This window comes from Brevibacillus invocatus (assembly GCF_003710915.1).
GTDB lineage: Bacteria > Bacillota > Bacilli > Brevibacillales > Brevibacillaceae > Brevibacillus > Brevibacillus invocatus.
The window spans coordinates 18029-32682 of sequence record NZ_RHHR01000026.1 but is presented as its reverse complement, the minus strand read 5'-3'; the positions used below and the strand labels follow the sequence as shown (position 1 = coordinate 32682).

Annotated in this window: 17 protein-coding genes; 16 read left to right on the top strand and 1 reads right to left on the bottom strand. The window is 52.4% G+C overall.

The annotated features are described in order from the left end of the window. Positions 1–37: 37 nt before the first annotated feature. The 6 genes from EDM52_RS13885 to spoVM all read left to right on the top strand — a co-directional run bounded on the left by EDM52_RS13885 (position 38) and on the right by spoVM (position 3489). Positions 38–880, top strand: coding sequence for a transporter substrate-binding domain-containing protein (locus tag EDM52_RS13885; RefSeq protein WP_122909577.1), 843 nt, complete (start codon positions 38–40; stop codon positions 878–880). A 34-nt stretch (positions 881–914) separates the two neighbouring features. After that, the gene (locus EDM52_RS13880; RefSeq protein ID WP_122909576.1) at positions 915–1574 is read left to right on the top strand and encodes an amino acid ABC transporter permease; all 660 of its coding nucleotides are present in this window, start codon (positions 915–917) and stop codon (positions 1572–1574) included. Then, positions 1567–2289: an amino acid ABC transporter ATP-binding protein gene (locus EDM52_RS13875; RefSeq protein ID WP_122909575.1), complete on the top strand. Its 723-nt coding sequence runs from the start codon at positions 1567–1569 to the stop codon at positions 2287–2289. The genes EDM52_RS13880 and EDM52_RS13875 overlap by 8 nt, the downstream gene beginning before the upstream one ends. Positions 2290–2433: 144 nt before the next feature. Further along, on the top strand, positions 2434–2994 hold the full coding sequence (gene thiT, locus EDM52_RS13870; RefSeq protein WP_122909574.1) for an energy-coupled thiamine transporter ThiT: 561 nt from the start codon (positions 2434–2436) through the stop codon (positions 2992–2994). A gap of 214 nt (positions 2995–3208) precedes the next feature. Next, complete coding sequence (locus tag EDM52_RS24720; RefSeq protein WP_183185091.1) at positions 3209–3385, top strand: hypothetical protein; 177 nt, start codon at positions 3209–3211, stop codon at positions 3383–3385. 20 nt (positions 3386–3405) lie between these two features. Then, complete coding sequence (gene spoVM / locus EDM52_RS13865) at positions 3406–3489, top strand: stage V sporulation protein SpoVM (RefSeq protein ID WP_023557299.1); 84 nt, start codon at positions 3406–3408, stop codon at positions 3487–3489. A gap of 91 nt (positions 3490–3580) precedes the next feature. Here the strand turns inward: spoVM and rpmB are convergent, their stop codons facing one another. Next, on the bottom strand, positions 3581–3769 hold the full coding sequence (rpmB, locus tag EDM52_RS13860; RefSeq protein ID WP_005831020.1) for a 50S ribosomal protein L28: 189 nt from the start codon (positions 3767–3769) through the stop codon (positions 3581–3583). Between the two features lie 251 nt (positions 3770–4020). Between rpmB and EDM52_RS13855 the strand changes: the two genes are divergently transcribed. From EDM52_RS13855 to EDM52_RS13810, 10 genes are all read left to right on the top strand, one after another. Next, complete coding sequence (locus tag EDM52_RS13855) at positions 4021–4386, top strand: Asp23/Gls24 family envelope stress response protein (protein WP_122909573.1); 366 nt, start codon at positions 4021–4023, stop codon at positions 4384–4386. 12 nt (positions 4387–4398) lie between these two features. After that, positions 4399–6099, top strand: coding sequence for a DAK2 domain-containing protein (locus EDM52_RS13850; protein ID WP_122909572.1), 1701 nt, complete (start codon positions 4399–4401; stop codon positions 6097–6099). Between the two features lie 20 nt (positions 6100–6119). Beyond that, the gene (locus EDM52_RS13845) at positions 6120–6974 is read left to right on the top strand and encodes a DegV family protein (protein WP_122909571.1); all 855 of its coding nucleotides are present in this window, start codon (positions 6120–6122) and stop codon (positions 6972–6974) included. 161 nt (positions 6975–7135) lie between these two features. After that, positions 7136–7804, top strand: coding sequence for an L-serine ammonia-lyase, iron-sulfur-dependent subunit beta (gene sdaAB / locus EDM52_RS13840; RefSeq protein WP_122909570.1), 669 nt, complete (start codon positions 7136–7138; stop codon positions 7802–7804). Positions 7805–7843: 39 nt separating this feature from the next. Next, positions 7844–8731, top strand: a complete 888-nt coding sequence (gene sdaAA, locus EDM52_RS13835) for an L-serine ammonia-lyase, iron-sulfur-dependent, subunit alpha (protein ID WP_122909569.1) — start codon at positions 7844–7846, stop codon at positions 8729–8731. Beyond that, positions 8728–10782, top strand: a complete 2055-nt coding sequence (gene recG, locus EDM52_RS13830; RefSeq protein WP_122909568.1) for an ATP-dependent DNA helicase RecG — start codon at positions 8728–8730, stop codon at positions 10780–10782. Before sdaAA ends, recG begins: the two co-directional genes overlap by 4 nt. Before the next feature lie 128 nt (positions 10783–10910). Then, positions 10911–12482, top strand: a complete 1572-nt coding sequence (locus tag EDM52_RS13825; protein ID WP_122909567.1) for a hypothetical protein — start codon at positions 10911–10913, stop codon at positions 12480–12482. A 181-nt stretch (positions 12483–12663) separates the two neighbouring features. Continuing rightward, entirely contained in the window at positions 12664–13911 is a 1248-nt protein-coding gene (locus EDM52_RS13820; RefSeq protein ID WP_415783027.1) for a DNA polymerase IV, read from the top strand. After that, positions 13908–14297 carry a YhjD family protein gene (locus EDM52_RS13815; protein WP_122909566.1) on the top strand — a complete coding sequence of 130 codons (390 nt, stop codon included), beginning with the start codon at positions 13908–13910 and terminating at the stop codon, positions 14295–14297. Before EDM52_RS13820 ends, EDM52_RS13815 begins: the two co-directional genes overlap by 4 nt. Further along, the gene (locus tag EDM52_RS13810) at positions 14294–14641 is read left to right on the top strand and encodes a YolD-like family protein (RefSeq protein ID WP_122909565.1); all 348 of its coding nucleotides are present in this window, start codon (positions 14294–14296) and stop codon (positions 14639–14641) included. The genes EDM52_RS13815 and EDM52_RS13810 overlap by 4 nt, the downstream gene beginning before the upstream one ends. Positions 14642–14654 lie beyond the last annotated feature (13 nt).

Below are 14654 nucleotides of genomic sequence, written 5' to 3'. Positions count from 1 at the left end.
TTAAATTTTTTTAAAAACACTACACGGAGGTTTCATCATGAAAAACAAAAGATCCATTTTTTCTCTAGCCGTTTCTTCCTTGTTGGCAGCAGTGGTCATCGCGGGCTGCGGTACAGCAGGCAGTCCATCCGGTACTGGACAACCGGCAGAACAGCCACAGGCAGGTCAGGAAGGCACACAGCCGAGCGGTGAGAAAAAGACGCTCATCATGGCTACCTCTGCAGACTACCAGCCATATGAATATCACGATTTGAGCAGCGGTAAGGATGAAATTGTCGGTTTTGATATCGACATTGCCAAATATATCGGACAAGAGCTGGGCTATGAAATTCAAGTCAACGACATGAATTTTGATGGACTGGTTCCGTCTTTGCAATCCAAGCGAGCAGATTTTGTGATGGCTGGAATGACCCCCAATCCGGATCGCTTGAAGAATGTGGATTTCTCGGAGATCTATCATGAGGCGAAGAACACGCTCGTTGCCAAAAAGGATAGCCAGATTACGAAGCCTGAACAGCTGGCGGGCAAAAAAGTAGCCGTACAGTTGGGCTCTATTCAAGAGACGGCCGCTAAAGATTTGGCCAAAACGGTAGAGGGTCTGCAAATCACTTCTTTGAACCGAATCGGAGAGATTGTGGAAGAAGTGAAGACGGGACGCGTGGACGCTGCGATCATCGAAGACCACGTAGCAAAAGGTTTTGTTGCGAAAAACGAAGCTCTTCAATTTACTACGATTCAAAGCGAGGAATCCAACGGAACGGCTGTTGCATTCCCGAAAGGCTCCCCATTGGTAGAAGATTTTAACCAAGTCCTCAAAAAAATGAAAGAAAACGGTGAGATGGACAAGCTGATCAACAAGTGGTTTGGTGATGGCCAATAAAATGATAATACGGTCGTAAGGGGTGGGTAAGGGCATGGATTTGGATTTTGCTCAAATCGTGCCCTATATCCCTTTTATTTTCGAAGGGATAAAGGTCACGTTACTTGTAACATTGATTTCGGTTGTACTGGGTTTTATCTGGGGCTCCATTCTTGCCCTGATCAAAATCTCCAAGCTGGGGCCGCTTAACTGGTTTGCTGTGGCGTACACCTCCGTGTTTCGCGGAACGCCGTTAATTTTGCAGCTTTCCTTTGTATACTTTGCGACACCGCAGTTGACGGGCTACATTATCTCCGCATTTGAAGCAGCTATAATCACGTTTACTCTGAATTCCGGGGCGTATATTTCCGAGACGATTCGCGGCGGGATTATGGCGGTCGACAAGGGACAGTGGGAGGCGGCAAAAGCGCTCGGCGTGCCCTATCGGAGGATGATGTTCGATATCATTTTGCCGCAGGGAGTTAAACATATCCTGCCGGCGCTGGTGAACGAAACAATCGCCTTGCTCAAGGAATCGGCGCTCGTCTCTACAATCGGTCTGGCTGATATCTTGAAGAACTCCAACGTAGTCGTAGGGACGACCTATCGATACTTCGAGCCTTTTCTCATCGCAGGGATGATCTATTACGTGATGGTAATGATCCTGACTTGGGTAGCCAGGGGCGTGGAACGGAGGATGAGAAGAAGTGATTAAGGTCGATCAGATAACCAAGTCATTCGGACAGCTGCAGGTGCTAAAAGGCATCTCTACCCAAATCGGCAAAGGCGAAGTGGTGGCGATTATCGGACCGTCCGGATCAGGCAAATCTACGCTTTTGCGCTGTATCAATCTGATGGAGGAGCCGACCAGTGGCTCCATTTTCATCAATGGACAGGAAATTACCGATCCAAAAGCAAACGTTATGAAGATCCGCCAACAGATCGGCATGGTGTTTCAGCATTTTCACTTGTTCCCGCACATGACAGTCCTGAACAATTTGACATACGCTCCTATAAAGGTGAAAGGATTGTCCAAGTCAGAGGCGGAAAAAAAGGCAAAGGAGCTGCTGGAGCGTGTAGGCTTGGCTGATAAAGCGGACGCCTATCCATCACGTCTGTCAGGCGGTCAGAAGCAGCGTGTGGCCATAGCGCGTTCACTGGTCATGGAACCGGATATCATGCTGTTCGATGAACCGACCTCCGCACTCGATCCTGAGATGGTCAAAGAGGTGCTCGAAGTGATGAAGGGCTTGGCCCACACCGGTATGACGATGGCAATCGTAACCCACGAAATGCGATTTGCCGAAGAGGTGGCGGATCGTATTCTGTTCATCGATGCCGGACGTCTGGTCGAGGAAGCGTCGCCTGCCGAATTCTTTATGCGTCCTACGAGCGAGCGGGCGAAACAGTTTTTGGAAAAGGTGCGATGAACAAAAGTCGTGTTCCCGAGTGGAGCGCGACTTTTCATTTTGACACGCACAGGCACTTGGGCTAGAATCAGGTCAGTAAGACCAGAATGTGTATGGCTTTACTCAGTTATTTCGTTTGATCAACATGAGAAGGGGTGAAGGTTTGTGGATCGGAATCGACTGCTTACATTGCTGGAGATGGCAATGATGGCGGCGCTAGCTCTGGTTTTTAGTGAAATTAAAGTCTTTACCATGCCCCAAGGAGGATCCGTATCTCTGGTCATGGTGCCGATTGCTCTTCTTGCGGTTCGTCGTGGAATAATTCCTGGTATTTTAACTGGTTTGATTGTCGGATTATTGCAGCTCTTTTTGGGTGGTTATGTGGTTCACCCGATTCAGCTTTTGCTGGATTACCCGGTTGCCTTTGCGGCTTTGGGGTTTGTCGGGATCGTGCGGATCTCTCATTTCACGAGCAAGCCAAAGCGCAATGTCGCGATCTGGGGCGCTCTTTTGGCAGGTGTGCTGGTACGCTTTGCTTGCCATTTCACTTCCGGTATCGTCTGGTTTGGCGAGTTTGCGCCTGAGGGGATGAATGTCGCCTGGTACTCGTTCGTGTACAATATCACGTACCTGCTCCCTGAAATGGTGATTTCGGGCATTGTTCTGTCGATCGTGCTCGGCACAGCGCCTCAGCTGCTGCAGCCTGCTCGCAACCGACTGGCTTAATCTCGGCCCATAGAGAGGACCTGCATATTCATCATAGGCTTTGCATATTGTATTCAGGCAGCTATCATGTTGCCTGATTTTTTTCTTTTCGGAGTTCATCTGAGATCTGCATTCGTTTTTACATTTTCGTGTAGCAGGATACATGTTTATCCGACAGCGGAATATGATGTAATATGCACGTTTGGGAGAACACCTGAAGGAGGTGCGTCAAGAAATGGGATTGCGCTCCTTTCGCCTGCGACAGGGGGGCGCCTTGCGACGTGTTCTCGGGGTTGCATTGGCTGTCGGAGGGATCACCATTTTCCTGTACATGGCACCTCCGTGGGTTTGGTATAGCCTGTTATCGCTGGCACTCATGGGGGCGGGCTTGTATCTGTATCGTGGGAAGTAATTTCGGTGAGGAGGGGTAACATGCGGTTCTACACCATCAAGTTGCCGAAGTTCCTGGGTGGCATGATTCGCGCCGTCATAGAGGCATTCAACAAGAAAAAATGACGGCGTGGCACGGGCCTCCTCAAGGATGAAAGCGTCGGGAGAAATGCAAAAAAGCACCTCAAGGGTGCTTTTTTTCGCGTAGGAGAAATCACTATACGCGAGTTACGAGTCCGGATTTCAGCGCTCGGGTACTTACATAAACGCGCTTCGGTTTTCCATTTACAAGAATGCGCACTTTTTGTACGTTAACACCCCAGGTGCGGCGAGTTGCGCGCATGGAGTGGGAGCGAGCGTTTCCAGCTTTAGCAGATTTACCAGTTACAAAGCAGCGACGTGCCATTACGATCCACCTCCCTTGTTGCATCTAAACGGGATTTCCTTCGATGGGAAATACAAATACTCGACTATATTAGCATAGGAGTGCTGTCAATTGCAATACTTGACATGAGGATTTGCCCTTTACTCCTACTAGATCTACTAGCAATCGACAAAAACGCTTCATTTCTCCTATATGTTAGTGTAGAATTGGAGAAAGCATGATTACGCGAAACCTATGACGGCAATGCCGTTGAACAAAGGAGGAGTCCTTGCATGACAGTGGAATTAACCACCCCTCTGGGTAAGATCGACGTTACGGAAGATGTTATCGCACGAATTGCGGGGGGCGCCGCCATGGAGGTTTTTGGTCTAGTCGGAATGGCTTCCCGAAAAGCGTTGAAGGATGGAATCGCTGAGCTTTTGAAAAAGGATAACCTGAGCAAGGGTGTCGTTGTTCACAACCAGAATGGCGAAGTAATCTTGGACATGCATATTATCGTCAGCTATGGCGTGAAAATTTCTGAGGTAGCGGGCAATGTGCAGCGCCGCGTTCGTTATACCTTGGAGCAAACAGTTGGAATTGATGTCTCTGCCGTCAATATTTTCGTACAAGGGGTTCGTACAGACAGAGATACGTAAGGAGGAACATCAGTGGTACATACGCGTCTAGATGGCGTGCAGTTTAGCCGGATGGTCTATTTGGGAGCAAGTCTTCTGTCCGGAAACGTCAAAGTGGTAGATGGATTGAATGTGTTCCCCGTACCGGATGGCGATACGGGGACTAATATGAATTTGACGCTTACGTCTGGAGTAGAGGAGCTTTCTCGCAAAGAGTCCTCCAACATCTCGGAAGCAGCTGCTGCCTTGGCTAAAGGTCTGCTGATGGGGGCTAGAGGGAACTCAGGCGTGATCCTGTCCCAGCTGTTCCGTGGTTTCAGCAAATCGGTTAGCGGGAAAGAGGAGATCAACGCACGCCAGTTTGCAGATGCGCTCAAATCAGGAGTAGATTCTGCCTACCAGGCGGTGATGAAGCCGGTGGAAGGGACTATTCTGACGGTCGCACGGGAAGCTGCGGACATGGCTGTTCGCGTCGCCCGCACTTCGGATGACGTCCTTCACGTCATGGAGAAAACATACGATCAAGCGCAGGAAACATTATTGCGCACACCAGAAATGCTGCCTGTTTTGAAAGAGGTAGGCGTGGTCGATTCTGGTGGACAAGGCCTTTTATACATATACGAGGGATTTTTGCGCGCGCTGCGTGGAGAGACGGTGGACGAAGCCAAGAAATCACCGTCAAAGCCCGTAGATCAGGTGAATCTGGATCAACTGGTGCAGGAGCATCACAATGCGCAAATCCACATGAAAACAGAAGATATCAAGTTTGGTTATTGCACCGAATTCATGGTATGGCTCTCCAATAGCACAGAGCCGAACAAGAAGCCGTTCTCTGAAAGCTTGTTCCGCAATCAACTGGACAAGATGGGGGATTCACTGCTCGTTGTCTCAGACGACGAGGTGGTAAAGGTACATATTCATGCCGAGCATCCGGGTAATGTCATGCAGTATGCCCAGCAGTACGGCAGCCTGCATCGCATCAAAATCGAGAACATGCGTGAGCAGCACGCTAATATATTGAAAGCAGAAGAGCGCAAGGACCAGACTCAAGGTAACGCACCTGAGCGGTTGGGAGCGCTTCCTTATGGCTTGATCGCGGTAGCAGCTGGAGACGGAATCGCGGAAATCTATCGCAGCATGGGCGTCCATGTCGTGGTCGAAGGCGGCCAGACGATGAACCCGAGCACGGAAGATTTCATGAAGGCGATTGGGGATCTGAACGCTGAGAATATCATCATTCTGCCGAATAACAGCAACATCATCATGGCTGCCCAGCAGGCTGCCGAGCTTTCAGAAGTGCCAGTCTCGGTCATTCCGAGCAAGAGCATTCCGCAGGGGATGGCTGCACTCGTTTCGTTCAATGCAAGTGCAGAGCCGAGCGCCAATGAAGCAGCGATGAGCAAAGCGATTGCGCATGTGAAGACAGGTATGGTGACCCACGCGGTACGCGATACGCGGATGGGTGATGTGGAAATTAAAGAGGGCGATTTCATCGGCATCGCAGAAAAGGAGATCGTTACCGCAGGAGCTGATCTGATGGAGAGCGCCACGACACTCTTGCTGGGGATGGTCGACGAAGACACAGAGATCGTCACGATCTTCCTGGGTGCGGATGCGACAAAGGAGCAATCGGCAGCACTGGAGACCGCTTTGACGGATGTGTATCCAGAGGTGGAAGTCGAGATACTCTTTGGAGGTCAACCGCTTTATCCCTTTATCTATTCCGTAGAGTAATCGTGTGAGGAGATGCGCGTATGTCCATTGTGATTCTTACCGACAGTGCTTCTGATATTGAAGCATCTGTACGACAATCGTTGGGGATTGTGAGTGTCCCGTTGAAGGTGATGTTCGGATCAGAGACCTTCCTCGATGGCGTCACGATTTCTTCCACCGAGTTTTTTGATAAGCTGAAGCAAAGTGATGCTCTGCCTACCACTTCACAGCCTTCTCCTATCGATTTTGCCGAAGCGTACAAGGGCATCATCGATCAGCATGGGAAAGATGTACAGATCATTGTGATCACCCTGTCTGCGGCACTTTCGGGCACATATCAATCGGCGATGATTGCCAAGACGATGATGGAAGATGAAGTCGACATTACGGTGATCGACTCTCGCAAAGCCGCATTCGTGCATGGCATGATCTGTGTCGAGGCTGCCAAGGCTGCTGAGGCAGGAAAGAATAAGCAGCAAATCCTGGACATGATCGATCGTTATCTGGATGAGGTGCAGGTCTACTTCATCGTGGATACATTGGAGTTCCTGCAAAAAGGCGGCCGGATTGGACGGGCATCTGCTGTGATCGGATCACTGCTCAATATCAAGCCGATCTTGATGCTGGACCCTGCCGGTTACGTCTCGGCCTTTGACAAGGTGCGGGGAACCAAAAAAGCGCTCAACCGTGTGCTTGAAACCTTGCAGGAATACGCCCAAGGGCAGCCTGTAAAGATGGCGGTCTTGCATGGCTGTGTCCCTGAGCAAGCGACTGAACTGTTGGAGCGCATCAAACAGGAGTTCCAGGTCAATGAATCGTATGTCTTAGAAATCGGTCCTGTAATCGGTACACATACGGGTCCAGGCCTCTTGGGCATCATGATGGTCAAAGAGTAGGCACGGAAGATATCGGAGAGCCTCCCTCGTTCGCAGGGGGGCTTTTGGTTTGGCTTACATCTGTCCGCTGAACACCCCAAACATATGTAGCGCTTTCATATGCTGTAGGATACAATAAAACAAGAACGTTGTACCCCTTGTGATATCAGGAGGAGAAGCGGTTGAAATACAAAAGCGTATTTGATATTATCGGCCCGATCATGGTAGGGCCTTCGAGCTCCCATACGGCAGGAGCTGCACGGATCGGCAGGGTGGCACGCAGGCTGTTCGGCAGAAAGCCGGCACTCGCTCAGGTGACGTTCTACGGATCTTTTGCAAAAACCTATCAAGGGCATGGCTCGGACGTAGCGACAATTGCAGGAATTTTAGATTTTGAGACTTCGGATTTAAGATTGAAGGATTCGTTGAACATTGCACAAAATGAAGGTATGGAAGTCATCCTGAAGACCTCGAATGTTTTGACGGAGCATCCGAATACGGCGAGAGTCAGGCTCTCTGATGAGAAGGAGACGATCGAGATCGTCGGGGTATCGATTGGCGGAGGCAAGATTGAAGTGCTTGAAATCAATGGATTTACTTGCCAGCTGGGCTTTGACAGCCCGACGCTGCTGGTCTTGCATGAGGATCGTTTCGGAATGATTGCAGCGGTTGCCAAAGTGTTGACGCAGCATCGAATCAACGTAGGTCTGATGGAGGTTTCCAGGCACGACCGCGGATCGCGAGCGCTGATGGCTGTAGAGACAGATGCCGTCGTCTCGCGACAGGTCATGGAGGAAATCCGCAAGATTCCTTATATATTTGATGTTTCCCTGCTTGCTCTGGCTGATTAGCTGTGGCAACCAGGTGAAATAGAGGAGTGAATCAACAGCATGTTTCGCAATGTGGCTGAACTGGTGGAGTTGGCTGAATCCCAGGGGAAGAAAATATCCCAGGTGATGATCGAAGCAGAGATGGAAGTGTCTCAGCGCAGTCGGGATGAGATCATGCAGCAGATGTACAGCAATCTGGACGTGATGGAAAAGGCGGTCCAGCGCGGATTGACAGAAGATATCCGCTCCCATAGCGGATTGACGGGCGGAGATGCCAAGAAGCTGCAGGAATACATGAAGAACAAGCCTTTTCTCTCGGGTACGACGCTGCTGGGCGCCGTCTCGATGTCTGTCGCCGTCAATGAAGTGAACGCAGCGATGGGGACGATCGTCGCGACACCGACTGCGGGGGCCTGCGGGATTGTACCCGGTACGTTGTTCGCTGTCACGGAAAAGCTCCAGCCGACCAGAGAAGAAATGGTGAACTACTTGTTTACGGCAGGTGCTATCGGGTATTGCATCGCCAACAATGCTTTTATCTCGGGAGCGGCAGGCGGCTGTCAGGCAGAGGTAGGCTCTGCGACCGCGATGGCAGCGGCTGCGATTGTGGAGATGGCAGGTGGTACGCCTGAGCAATCGGCACAAGCGGTTGCGATTGCCTTGAAAAACATGCTGGGTCTGGTCTGTGACCCTGTAGCGGGCCTGGTGGAAGTACCTTGTGTGAAGCGAAATGCGATGGGTGCTGCGATCGCGACTGTTGCGGCTGACATGGCTCTGGCCGGGATCAAGAGCGTTGTTCCCACAGACGAAGTGATCGAAGCGATGTACCGGATTGGCTGCGCCATGCCGACTGCCTTGAAGGAAACCGCGCAGGGGGGACTTGCTGCGACCCAGACGGGCAGACAAATTGAAGCCAAGATCTTTGGCGTTCGGTTGGATACACCGTGAGCGGGGTATATGAGAAGTCCGTTTCCCTCTTGCACGGGGTGGGGGAAGAACGGGCGAAATCGTTGGCGGGGATGGGGATCGAGAGTATTGGCGACCTTCTGGAGTACTTTCCTTCCCGCTATGAAGATTACCGCGTTCGCGATGTAACGGAAATCAAGGACGGGGAGAGGGTGACGCTTGCTGGTACAGTGTACGGCGAACCCTCTGTTCGTTTTTATGGTAAAGGCAAGTCACGCATTTCTGTCAAGGTCGTGATGGATCGGGTCGTGGTGACGGCAGTCTGGTTCAACCAGACCTTCGTGAAAACCCGATTGTCGCCCGGAAAAGAAGTTCTCTTGACGGGAAAATGGGACAAGCACAAGCTGCAGATCACGGTGAGCGAGATGACAGAGGTGGATTCGGAGCGGGCAGCCAAGCGAGGCGAATTGGCTCCGGTCTACCCCCTGCGCGGAGATGTTACGCATACCTTGTTGCGCAAGCTGATCCAGCAGGCATTGCGTCAGTATGGTCGCGAAATTCCGGAGATTATGCCTTCCGAGCTTGTGGAGCGTTATCGATTGATGCCACGTGTAGAAGCCTTTCACGCCATCCATTTTCCCGAGCATGCAGAGGACGGCCGACAGGCTCGGCGTCGCATCATGTTTGAGGAGCTTTTTTTATTTCAACTTAAAATGCAGACGCTGCGGCGCATCAACCGACAGCAGACGGAAGGCATGGCACTGGCGATCCCGATGGACGAGGTACGGCAGTTCATTACGGGCTTGCCCTTTCCACTGACGGATGCACAGAAGCGCGTGGTCAAGGAAATCCTCGACGACATGCGTGCTCCCCATGCGATGAATCGCTTGTTGCAAGGGGATGTGGGCTCGGGTAAAACCGTAGTTGCGGCTATCGCCTTGATCGCTGCTGTGAAGGCAGGATACCAGGGGGCGCTGATGGTGCCGACCGAGATCCTCGCCGAGCAGCATTTGCAATCGTTGACCAGTCTTTTGGCTCCTTATGGGATCGAGGTGGCGCTCCTCTCTGGTTCGCTGACTGCCAAAAGACGGCGTGAGGTCATTGGCTCGCTGCAGATGGGGCTGATCGATGTCGTGGTAGGTACGCATGCCTTGATCCAGGAAGATGTCTTCTTCTCCAAGCTGGGTCTGGTGATCACAGATGAACAGCATCGATTCGGGGTAGAGCAGCGACGTATTTTGCGCAACAAAGGGCTGTCACCAGACGTGCTGTTTATGACCGCGACACCGATTCCGCGGACGCTGGCTATCACCGCTTTTGGCGATATGGACGTCTCCACGATCGATCAGATGCCAGCGGGACGCAAGCCGATCGAGACGACCTGGAAAAAGCACGACCAGTTTCCCGCTGTGCTGGAAGAGATGCGCTCAGAGCTTCGCCGTGGCAGACAGGCGTATGTCATCTGTCCATTGATCGAAGAATCGGAAAAGCTGGACGTGCAAAACGCGATCGACGTGCATGCGCAGCTCTCCCAGGTGTTCCCAGAGTTTGGTGTGGGGTTGATGCACGGTCGCTTGCCGGCCAAGGAAAAGGATGCGGTCATGCAGGCTTTTTTGGCTGGAGAACATGCGGTGCTGGTGTCTACAACCGTGGTCGAGGTCGGGGTCAATGTACCCAACGCCACCTACATGGTCATCTACGATGCGGAACGCTTTGGCCTTGCCCAGCTGCATCAGCTTCGCGGACGTGTCGGGCGCGGTTCGGAGCAGTCCTACTGCGTGCTGATCGCCGATCCCAAATCCGAGATCGGAAAAGAGCGCATGCACGTCATGTGTGAAACGACAGACGGCTTCGAGCTTTCCCAACGCGATCTGGAGCTGCGCGGGCCGGGGGACTTTTTCGGTACGAAACAGAGTGGCTTGCCTGAATTCAAGGTGGCGGATCTTTTGAGCGACTACAAGGCGCTGGAGGTAGCCAGGCAGGAGGCTGCCAGATTGGTCGCAGAGCGCTCCTTTTGGCGAGAAGAACGCTACGGCTGGCTGCGTGATTATCTCAAGCGTGAAGGTGTGCTGGACGGAATTGTATTTGACTAGGAATGTGTGGAGAAGTCCTCCCATAAAGGTCGGGAGGGCTTTTTCTTTTTTCCTTTTCTTGTAACAAATTCAAGGAAGATTGCGTCAATAAGGGAAGAGAGATAGAAGATATCAAAGGGGGATTTTGCTTGTTCTCATTACGTTTTTTCAGAACGGGCACGTTGTTGTGCCTCACTTCTGTATTGATAGCGGGCTGCGGCTTTGGCGATTCCAGACCGCCTGCTGCAGCCTCTGAGTCAGCTTCGTCAGTGGAGTCCATTCCTGCTGTTTCGACCCCGCCGTCGGATGAGGAGGAGTGGAAGGTGGAGGAGCTGCCGTATGCGTATTCCACGATGCAGCAGAACGTCGTGATTCAGCTCAACGGAGAGCCGAGTCTGCACTCGCCGATTCGGACGATCGTCGGAATCGATGCGCAGGCTTACACGCTTTTTTTCCGTGAGCCGATGGAACGAGCCAGTGTGGAAAAGGCCATACGGAATCACATCAAGCCGGAGCTGATCAGGGAAGGCTTGGACTATTTGGAGCCTGCCCTGCAATTTCACTGGGTTCATGATCAGCAGCTGCATGTGCTGGTCTCTTTGCCTGCAGAGAAGACGTCCGTCAGTGACTGGATGGAGTATCGCCTGCATGTAGCAGGGGCAACAACGGTGAAAGGTACTTCACTGCCTGAGGATTCGCCTGATTTTTATGCGGTTGCATTGCGGCCTGGACAGGTGTGGAAGGTAGCGGCAGACGGCAAAGAACGGGAAAAGCTGACGGACTTCACTACCTACTATGTGACGGAAATGCTGGATGCGGAAGCGCGATTTTTCTTGTTGAGCCGCAATCAGCGTTATTGCGAATGTGATGCCATCTATCCCAAGCTGTTCTCGGTGTATGACAGCAACACCGATACGATCACCCGATACCCGGTGGACTTGGCTAAACACTACAGGGGGGAAGGGAATTTTATCGCCGATCGTCGCGGCTTTTTCTACGCAAAACCAGACGATGGTGTCACCGTGCCGGAAAGTGAGTTTGCCACTGGGGTGAGGGTGGACGGCTATGTGCATGGTGCCAGCTTTAGTTTGGATCGCACACGTCTGCTGATGGCTGTCGGGGGTGCTGAGCAAAAAAAGGATCTCGATCTGATCGTCTATGATCTGGAAGCAGGAATAGAAGAACGACGTCTGCCAGGAGTCATTCGCGGTACGATACCGACCAGCGAGATGGACGGAAGTATCTTGACCATTTCTTTTGCCGATGACGGGCGGCAGGCTACTTTCTTTATGCGCAAGAATGAGCAAGAGCTGATTGAATTGCGGTACCGCTACGACTGGAAGACGGGAACCGTCAGCGACTGGAATCCGCCGGTGCCAGCAGATGCTTGGTCTGGCTATACGCAAACCGATGACGGAATGTATCAGATGTATCCCAATGCCGGTATTTTTAAAGGCTCCGAGGCAGTCTTGGAGTTCCTGGGAGATGGACTGTGGATCCCGGGGAGCCATCAGTTTGTCTACACCAAATATGAGGATAGCAGCGAAGGGCAGGTGGACACACAGTCGCTTTATATGTTTGACGCCGACCGCAAGCAGGAACGTGTGCTGAGTACGGGATTGCCGGCAAGCTCGTTTTTGATCGGGGCGAGCAAGGATGGCAATTGGCTGTATCTGTACAGCTCTCGTGATTTGGCATCACCTCCCACTCCAGCTCCATAGAACGGCTTTTCTAGCCAGTCTGCACGTGTACGTGATCGTACCTGCTGACTGGCTGTTTATTTTCACAGCAAAAAATTACCAAGCTTATTAGGCGAAAAAAGAGTATAAAAGCGAACGTTTGTTTGCTATACTAAGAACAAAAGCATAATACGAACAAACGTTCTTGTACAGGAGATGGTCTATGATGACCAAGTCGGGCAATAAGCGAATCGTCTTTCTCATCGACATGCAAAGCTTCTACGCCAGTATCGAGAAAGCAGCCAATCCGCAGCTGCGGGACCAGCCGATTGTGGTGGCTGGGGACCCTGAACGGCGCAGCGGAGTAGTGCTGGCTGCCTGCCCGATCGCCAAAACGTATGGCGTGGTCACGGCGGAAGCGCTGTGGCAGGCACAGCAAAAATGCCGGCACCTCGTCGTCGTTCGGCCGCGCATGGAAACCTATATCCGTATTTCCATGCAAATCACGCAGATCTTCGAGTCCTTTACCGACAAAGTGGAGCCGTATTCCATCGACGAGCAGTTTCTCGATGTGACGGGAAGTGTTCATCTGTTTGGAGATGTGTACCAGATGGCGGCGCAAATTCGCCAGCGCGTCTGGTTGGAGACCGGGATCAACTGCCGGGTGGGAATCGGAGAGAACAAGGTCTTGGCGAAGATGGCATGTGACAATTTTGCCAAAAAACAGGAGGCGGGGGTGTTCTGGCTAAAGAAGGAGGAGCTGGCCGAGACGCTGTGGAAGCTGCCGATTGAGAAGCTGTTCGGGGTCGGTTCGCGGATGAAGCGGCATTTTCATCGGATGGGAGTGTACGAGATCGGACAGCTGGCGGGGATGTCTCCCGCCGTCCTGACACGTCGCTGGGGAGTCAACGGCGAGGTGCTGTGGCGCACCGCACATGGCATGGATGATTCGCCTGTATCGCTTAACACCTACGATACGCAAAAAGGAATTGGTCATCACATGACGCTGCCACGCGATTATCACACAGCGGCACAGATCAAGGTGGTGCTTCTGGAGCTGTGTGAGGAGGTGTGTCGGCGGGCGCGCAGCAAGGAATTGATGGGATCGGTCGTCTCGGTAGGCTGTCGCGGCGCTGATTTGGACGCGGCCAACGGTTTTGGCCGTCAGTTGAAGCTGGAGGAGCAGACCAACGATGCGACAACGCTGTTTGAGGCGGTCTGCTGTCTGTTTGACCGCCACTGGCAGGGGACGCCTGTGCGCAGTGTCGGAGTCAATCTGGAGCAGCTGGTGCCGGACAATGTGCTCCAGCTCAATCTGTTCACGGACAATCAAAGACGGCGTTCGCTGGCTCATGCGATGGATGACATTCGCTCGAAGTACGGTCAGGATGCCATCCTGCGAGCAGCGTCCCTGCTCGGGGCTGGTCAGGCGAAGGAGCGCGCCCGCAAGATTGGAGGGCACTACAAATGACCCGCCCCGAGCAGTCAGGAAAAGAGCAGCCAGAGCCAGAGATGGATCTCGTCCGGCGCTATATCCTTTTTGGCCTTTTGTTTCGCGTCGTCATGGCGGATATGACCTCGGTGCACCGCGTCTCCCTGAAACTGTCGTACGATGGATTTTTTCAGGAGCTGTCCCGTTGGTCAGAGCGTCAGCACCATGCGATTCGCCGGCTCTTGCGTCAGCGGGGATGTTACGTGGTCAGCACCCAAAAGCAGGGGCATACCTACGTCGTTCAGTATCGCCAGCGTGGCTATTTACGCGAAGCGATCTATTCCATTGAAATCCTGCGGGCGGAATGCCAGGAGCTGATCGGGCTTTGGATGACAGGCTATCAGCAAGGAGAGGGGACAACATGAGGGAAACACGCGTATCGAAAAAGGATAATCTGTTTGTATCCAGCCGGTTTGTACTCCCTGAGCATCGGGAAATGTACGCACGCATCAAGGAACAGGAGCGTCGCTACGTTCCACCCGAGCTGGATTCCGATCAGCTGGCAGAGCTAAGCGAGCAGGTCTGGCAGGCTTTTCAGACAGGGACTGCTCTCGTGCTCACCTACTATAACGGAAAAGAACCAAGCAGATTGTCCGGCTACGTCATGCACATCGATCAGGTACAGCAGCGAATGAAGCTGAGGGTGGATACAGGTACGCAATGGCTTTCGTTTGCCGCCCTGCTGCAAGCAGAAAGGGATGTCCGTTAAAGGGCATCCCTCT

Excerpts from the sequence above, each read along its gene's own strand:
- EDM52_RS13885 (WP_122909577.1), top strand. The coding sequence starts at position 38 with ATGAAAAACAAAAGATCCATTTTTTCTCTAGCCGTTTCTTCCTTGTTG.
- EDM52_RS13880 (WP_122909576.1), top strand. The coding sequence starts at position 915 with ATGGATTTGGATTTTGCTCAAATCGTGCCCTATATCCCTTTTATTTTC.
- EDM52_RS24720 (WP_183185091.1), top strand. The coding sequence starts at position 3,209 with ATGGGATTGCGCTCCTTTCGCCTGCGACAGGGGGGCGCCTTGCGACGT.
- spoVM (WP_023557299.1), top strand. The coding sequence starts at position 3,406 with ATGCGGTTCTACACCATCAAGTTGCCGAAGTTCCTGGGTGGCATGATT.
- rpmB (WP_005831020.1), bottom strand. The coding sequence starts at position 3,769 with ATGGCACGTCGCTGCTTTGTAACTGGTAAATCTGCTAAAGCTGGAAAC.
- EDM52_RS13855 (WP_122909573.1), top strand. The coding sequence starts at position 4,021 with ATGACAGTGGAATTAACCACCCCTCTGGGTAAGATCGACGTTACGGAA.
- EDM52_RS13845 (WP_122909571.1), top strand. The coding sequence starts at position 6,120 with ATGTCCATTGTGATTCTTACCGACAGTGCTTCTGATATTGAAGCATCT.
- sdaAA (WP_122909569.1), top strand. The coding sequence starts at position 7,844 with ATGTTTCGCAATGTGGCTGAACTGGTGGAGTTGGCTGAATCCCAGGGG.
- EDM52_RS13820 (WP_415783027.1), top strand. The coding sequence starts at position 12,664 with ATGATGACCAAGTCGGGCAATAAGCGAATCGTCTTTCTCATCGACATG.
- EDM52_RS13815 (WP_122909566.1), top strand. The coding sequence starts at position 13,908 with ATGACCCGCCCCGAGCAGTCAGGAAAAGAGCAGCCAGAGCCAGAGATG.
- EDM52_RS13810 (WP_122909565.1), top strand. The coding sequence starts at position 14,294 with ATGAGGGAAACACGCGTATCGAAAAAGGATAATCTGTTTGTATCCAGC.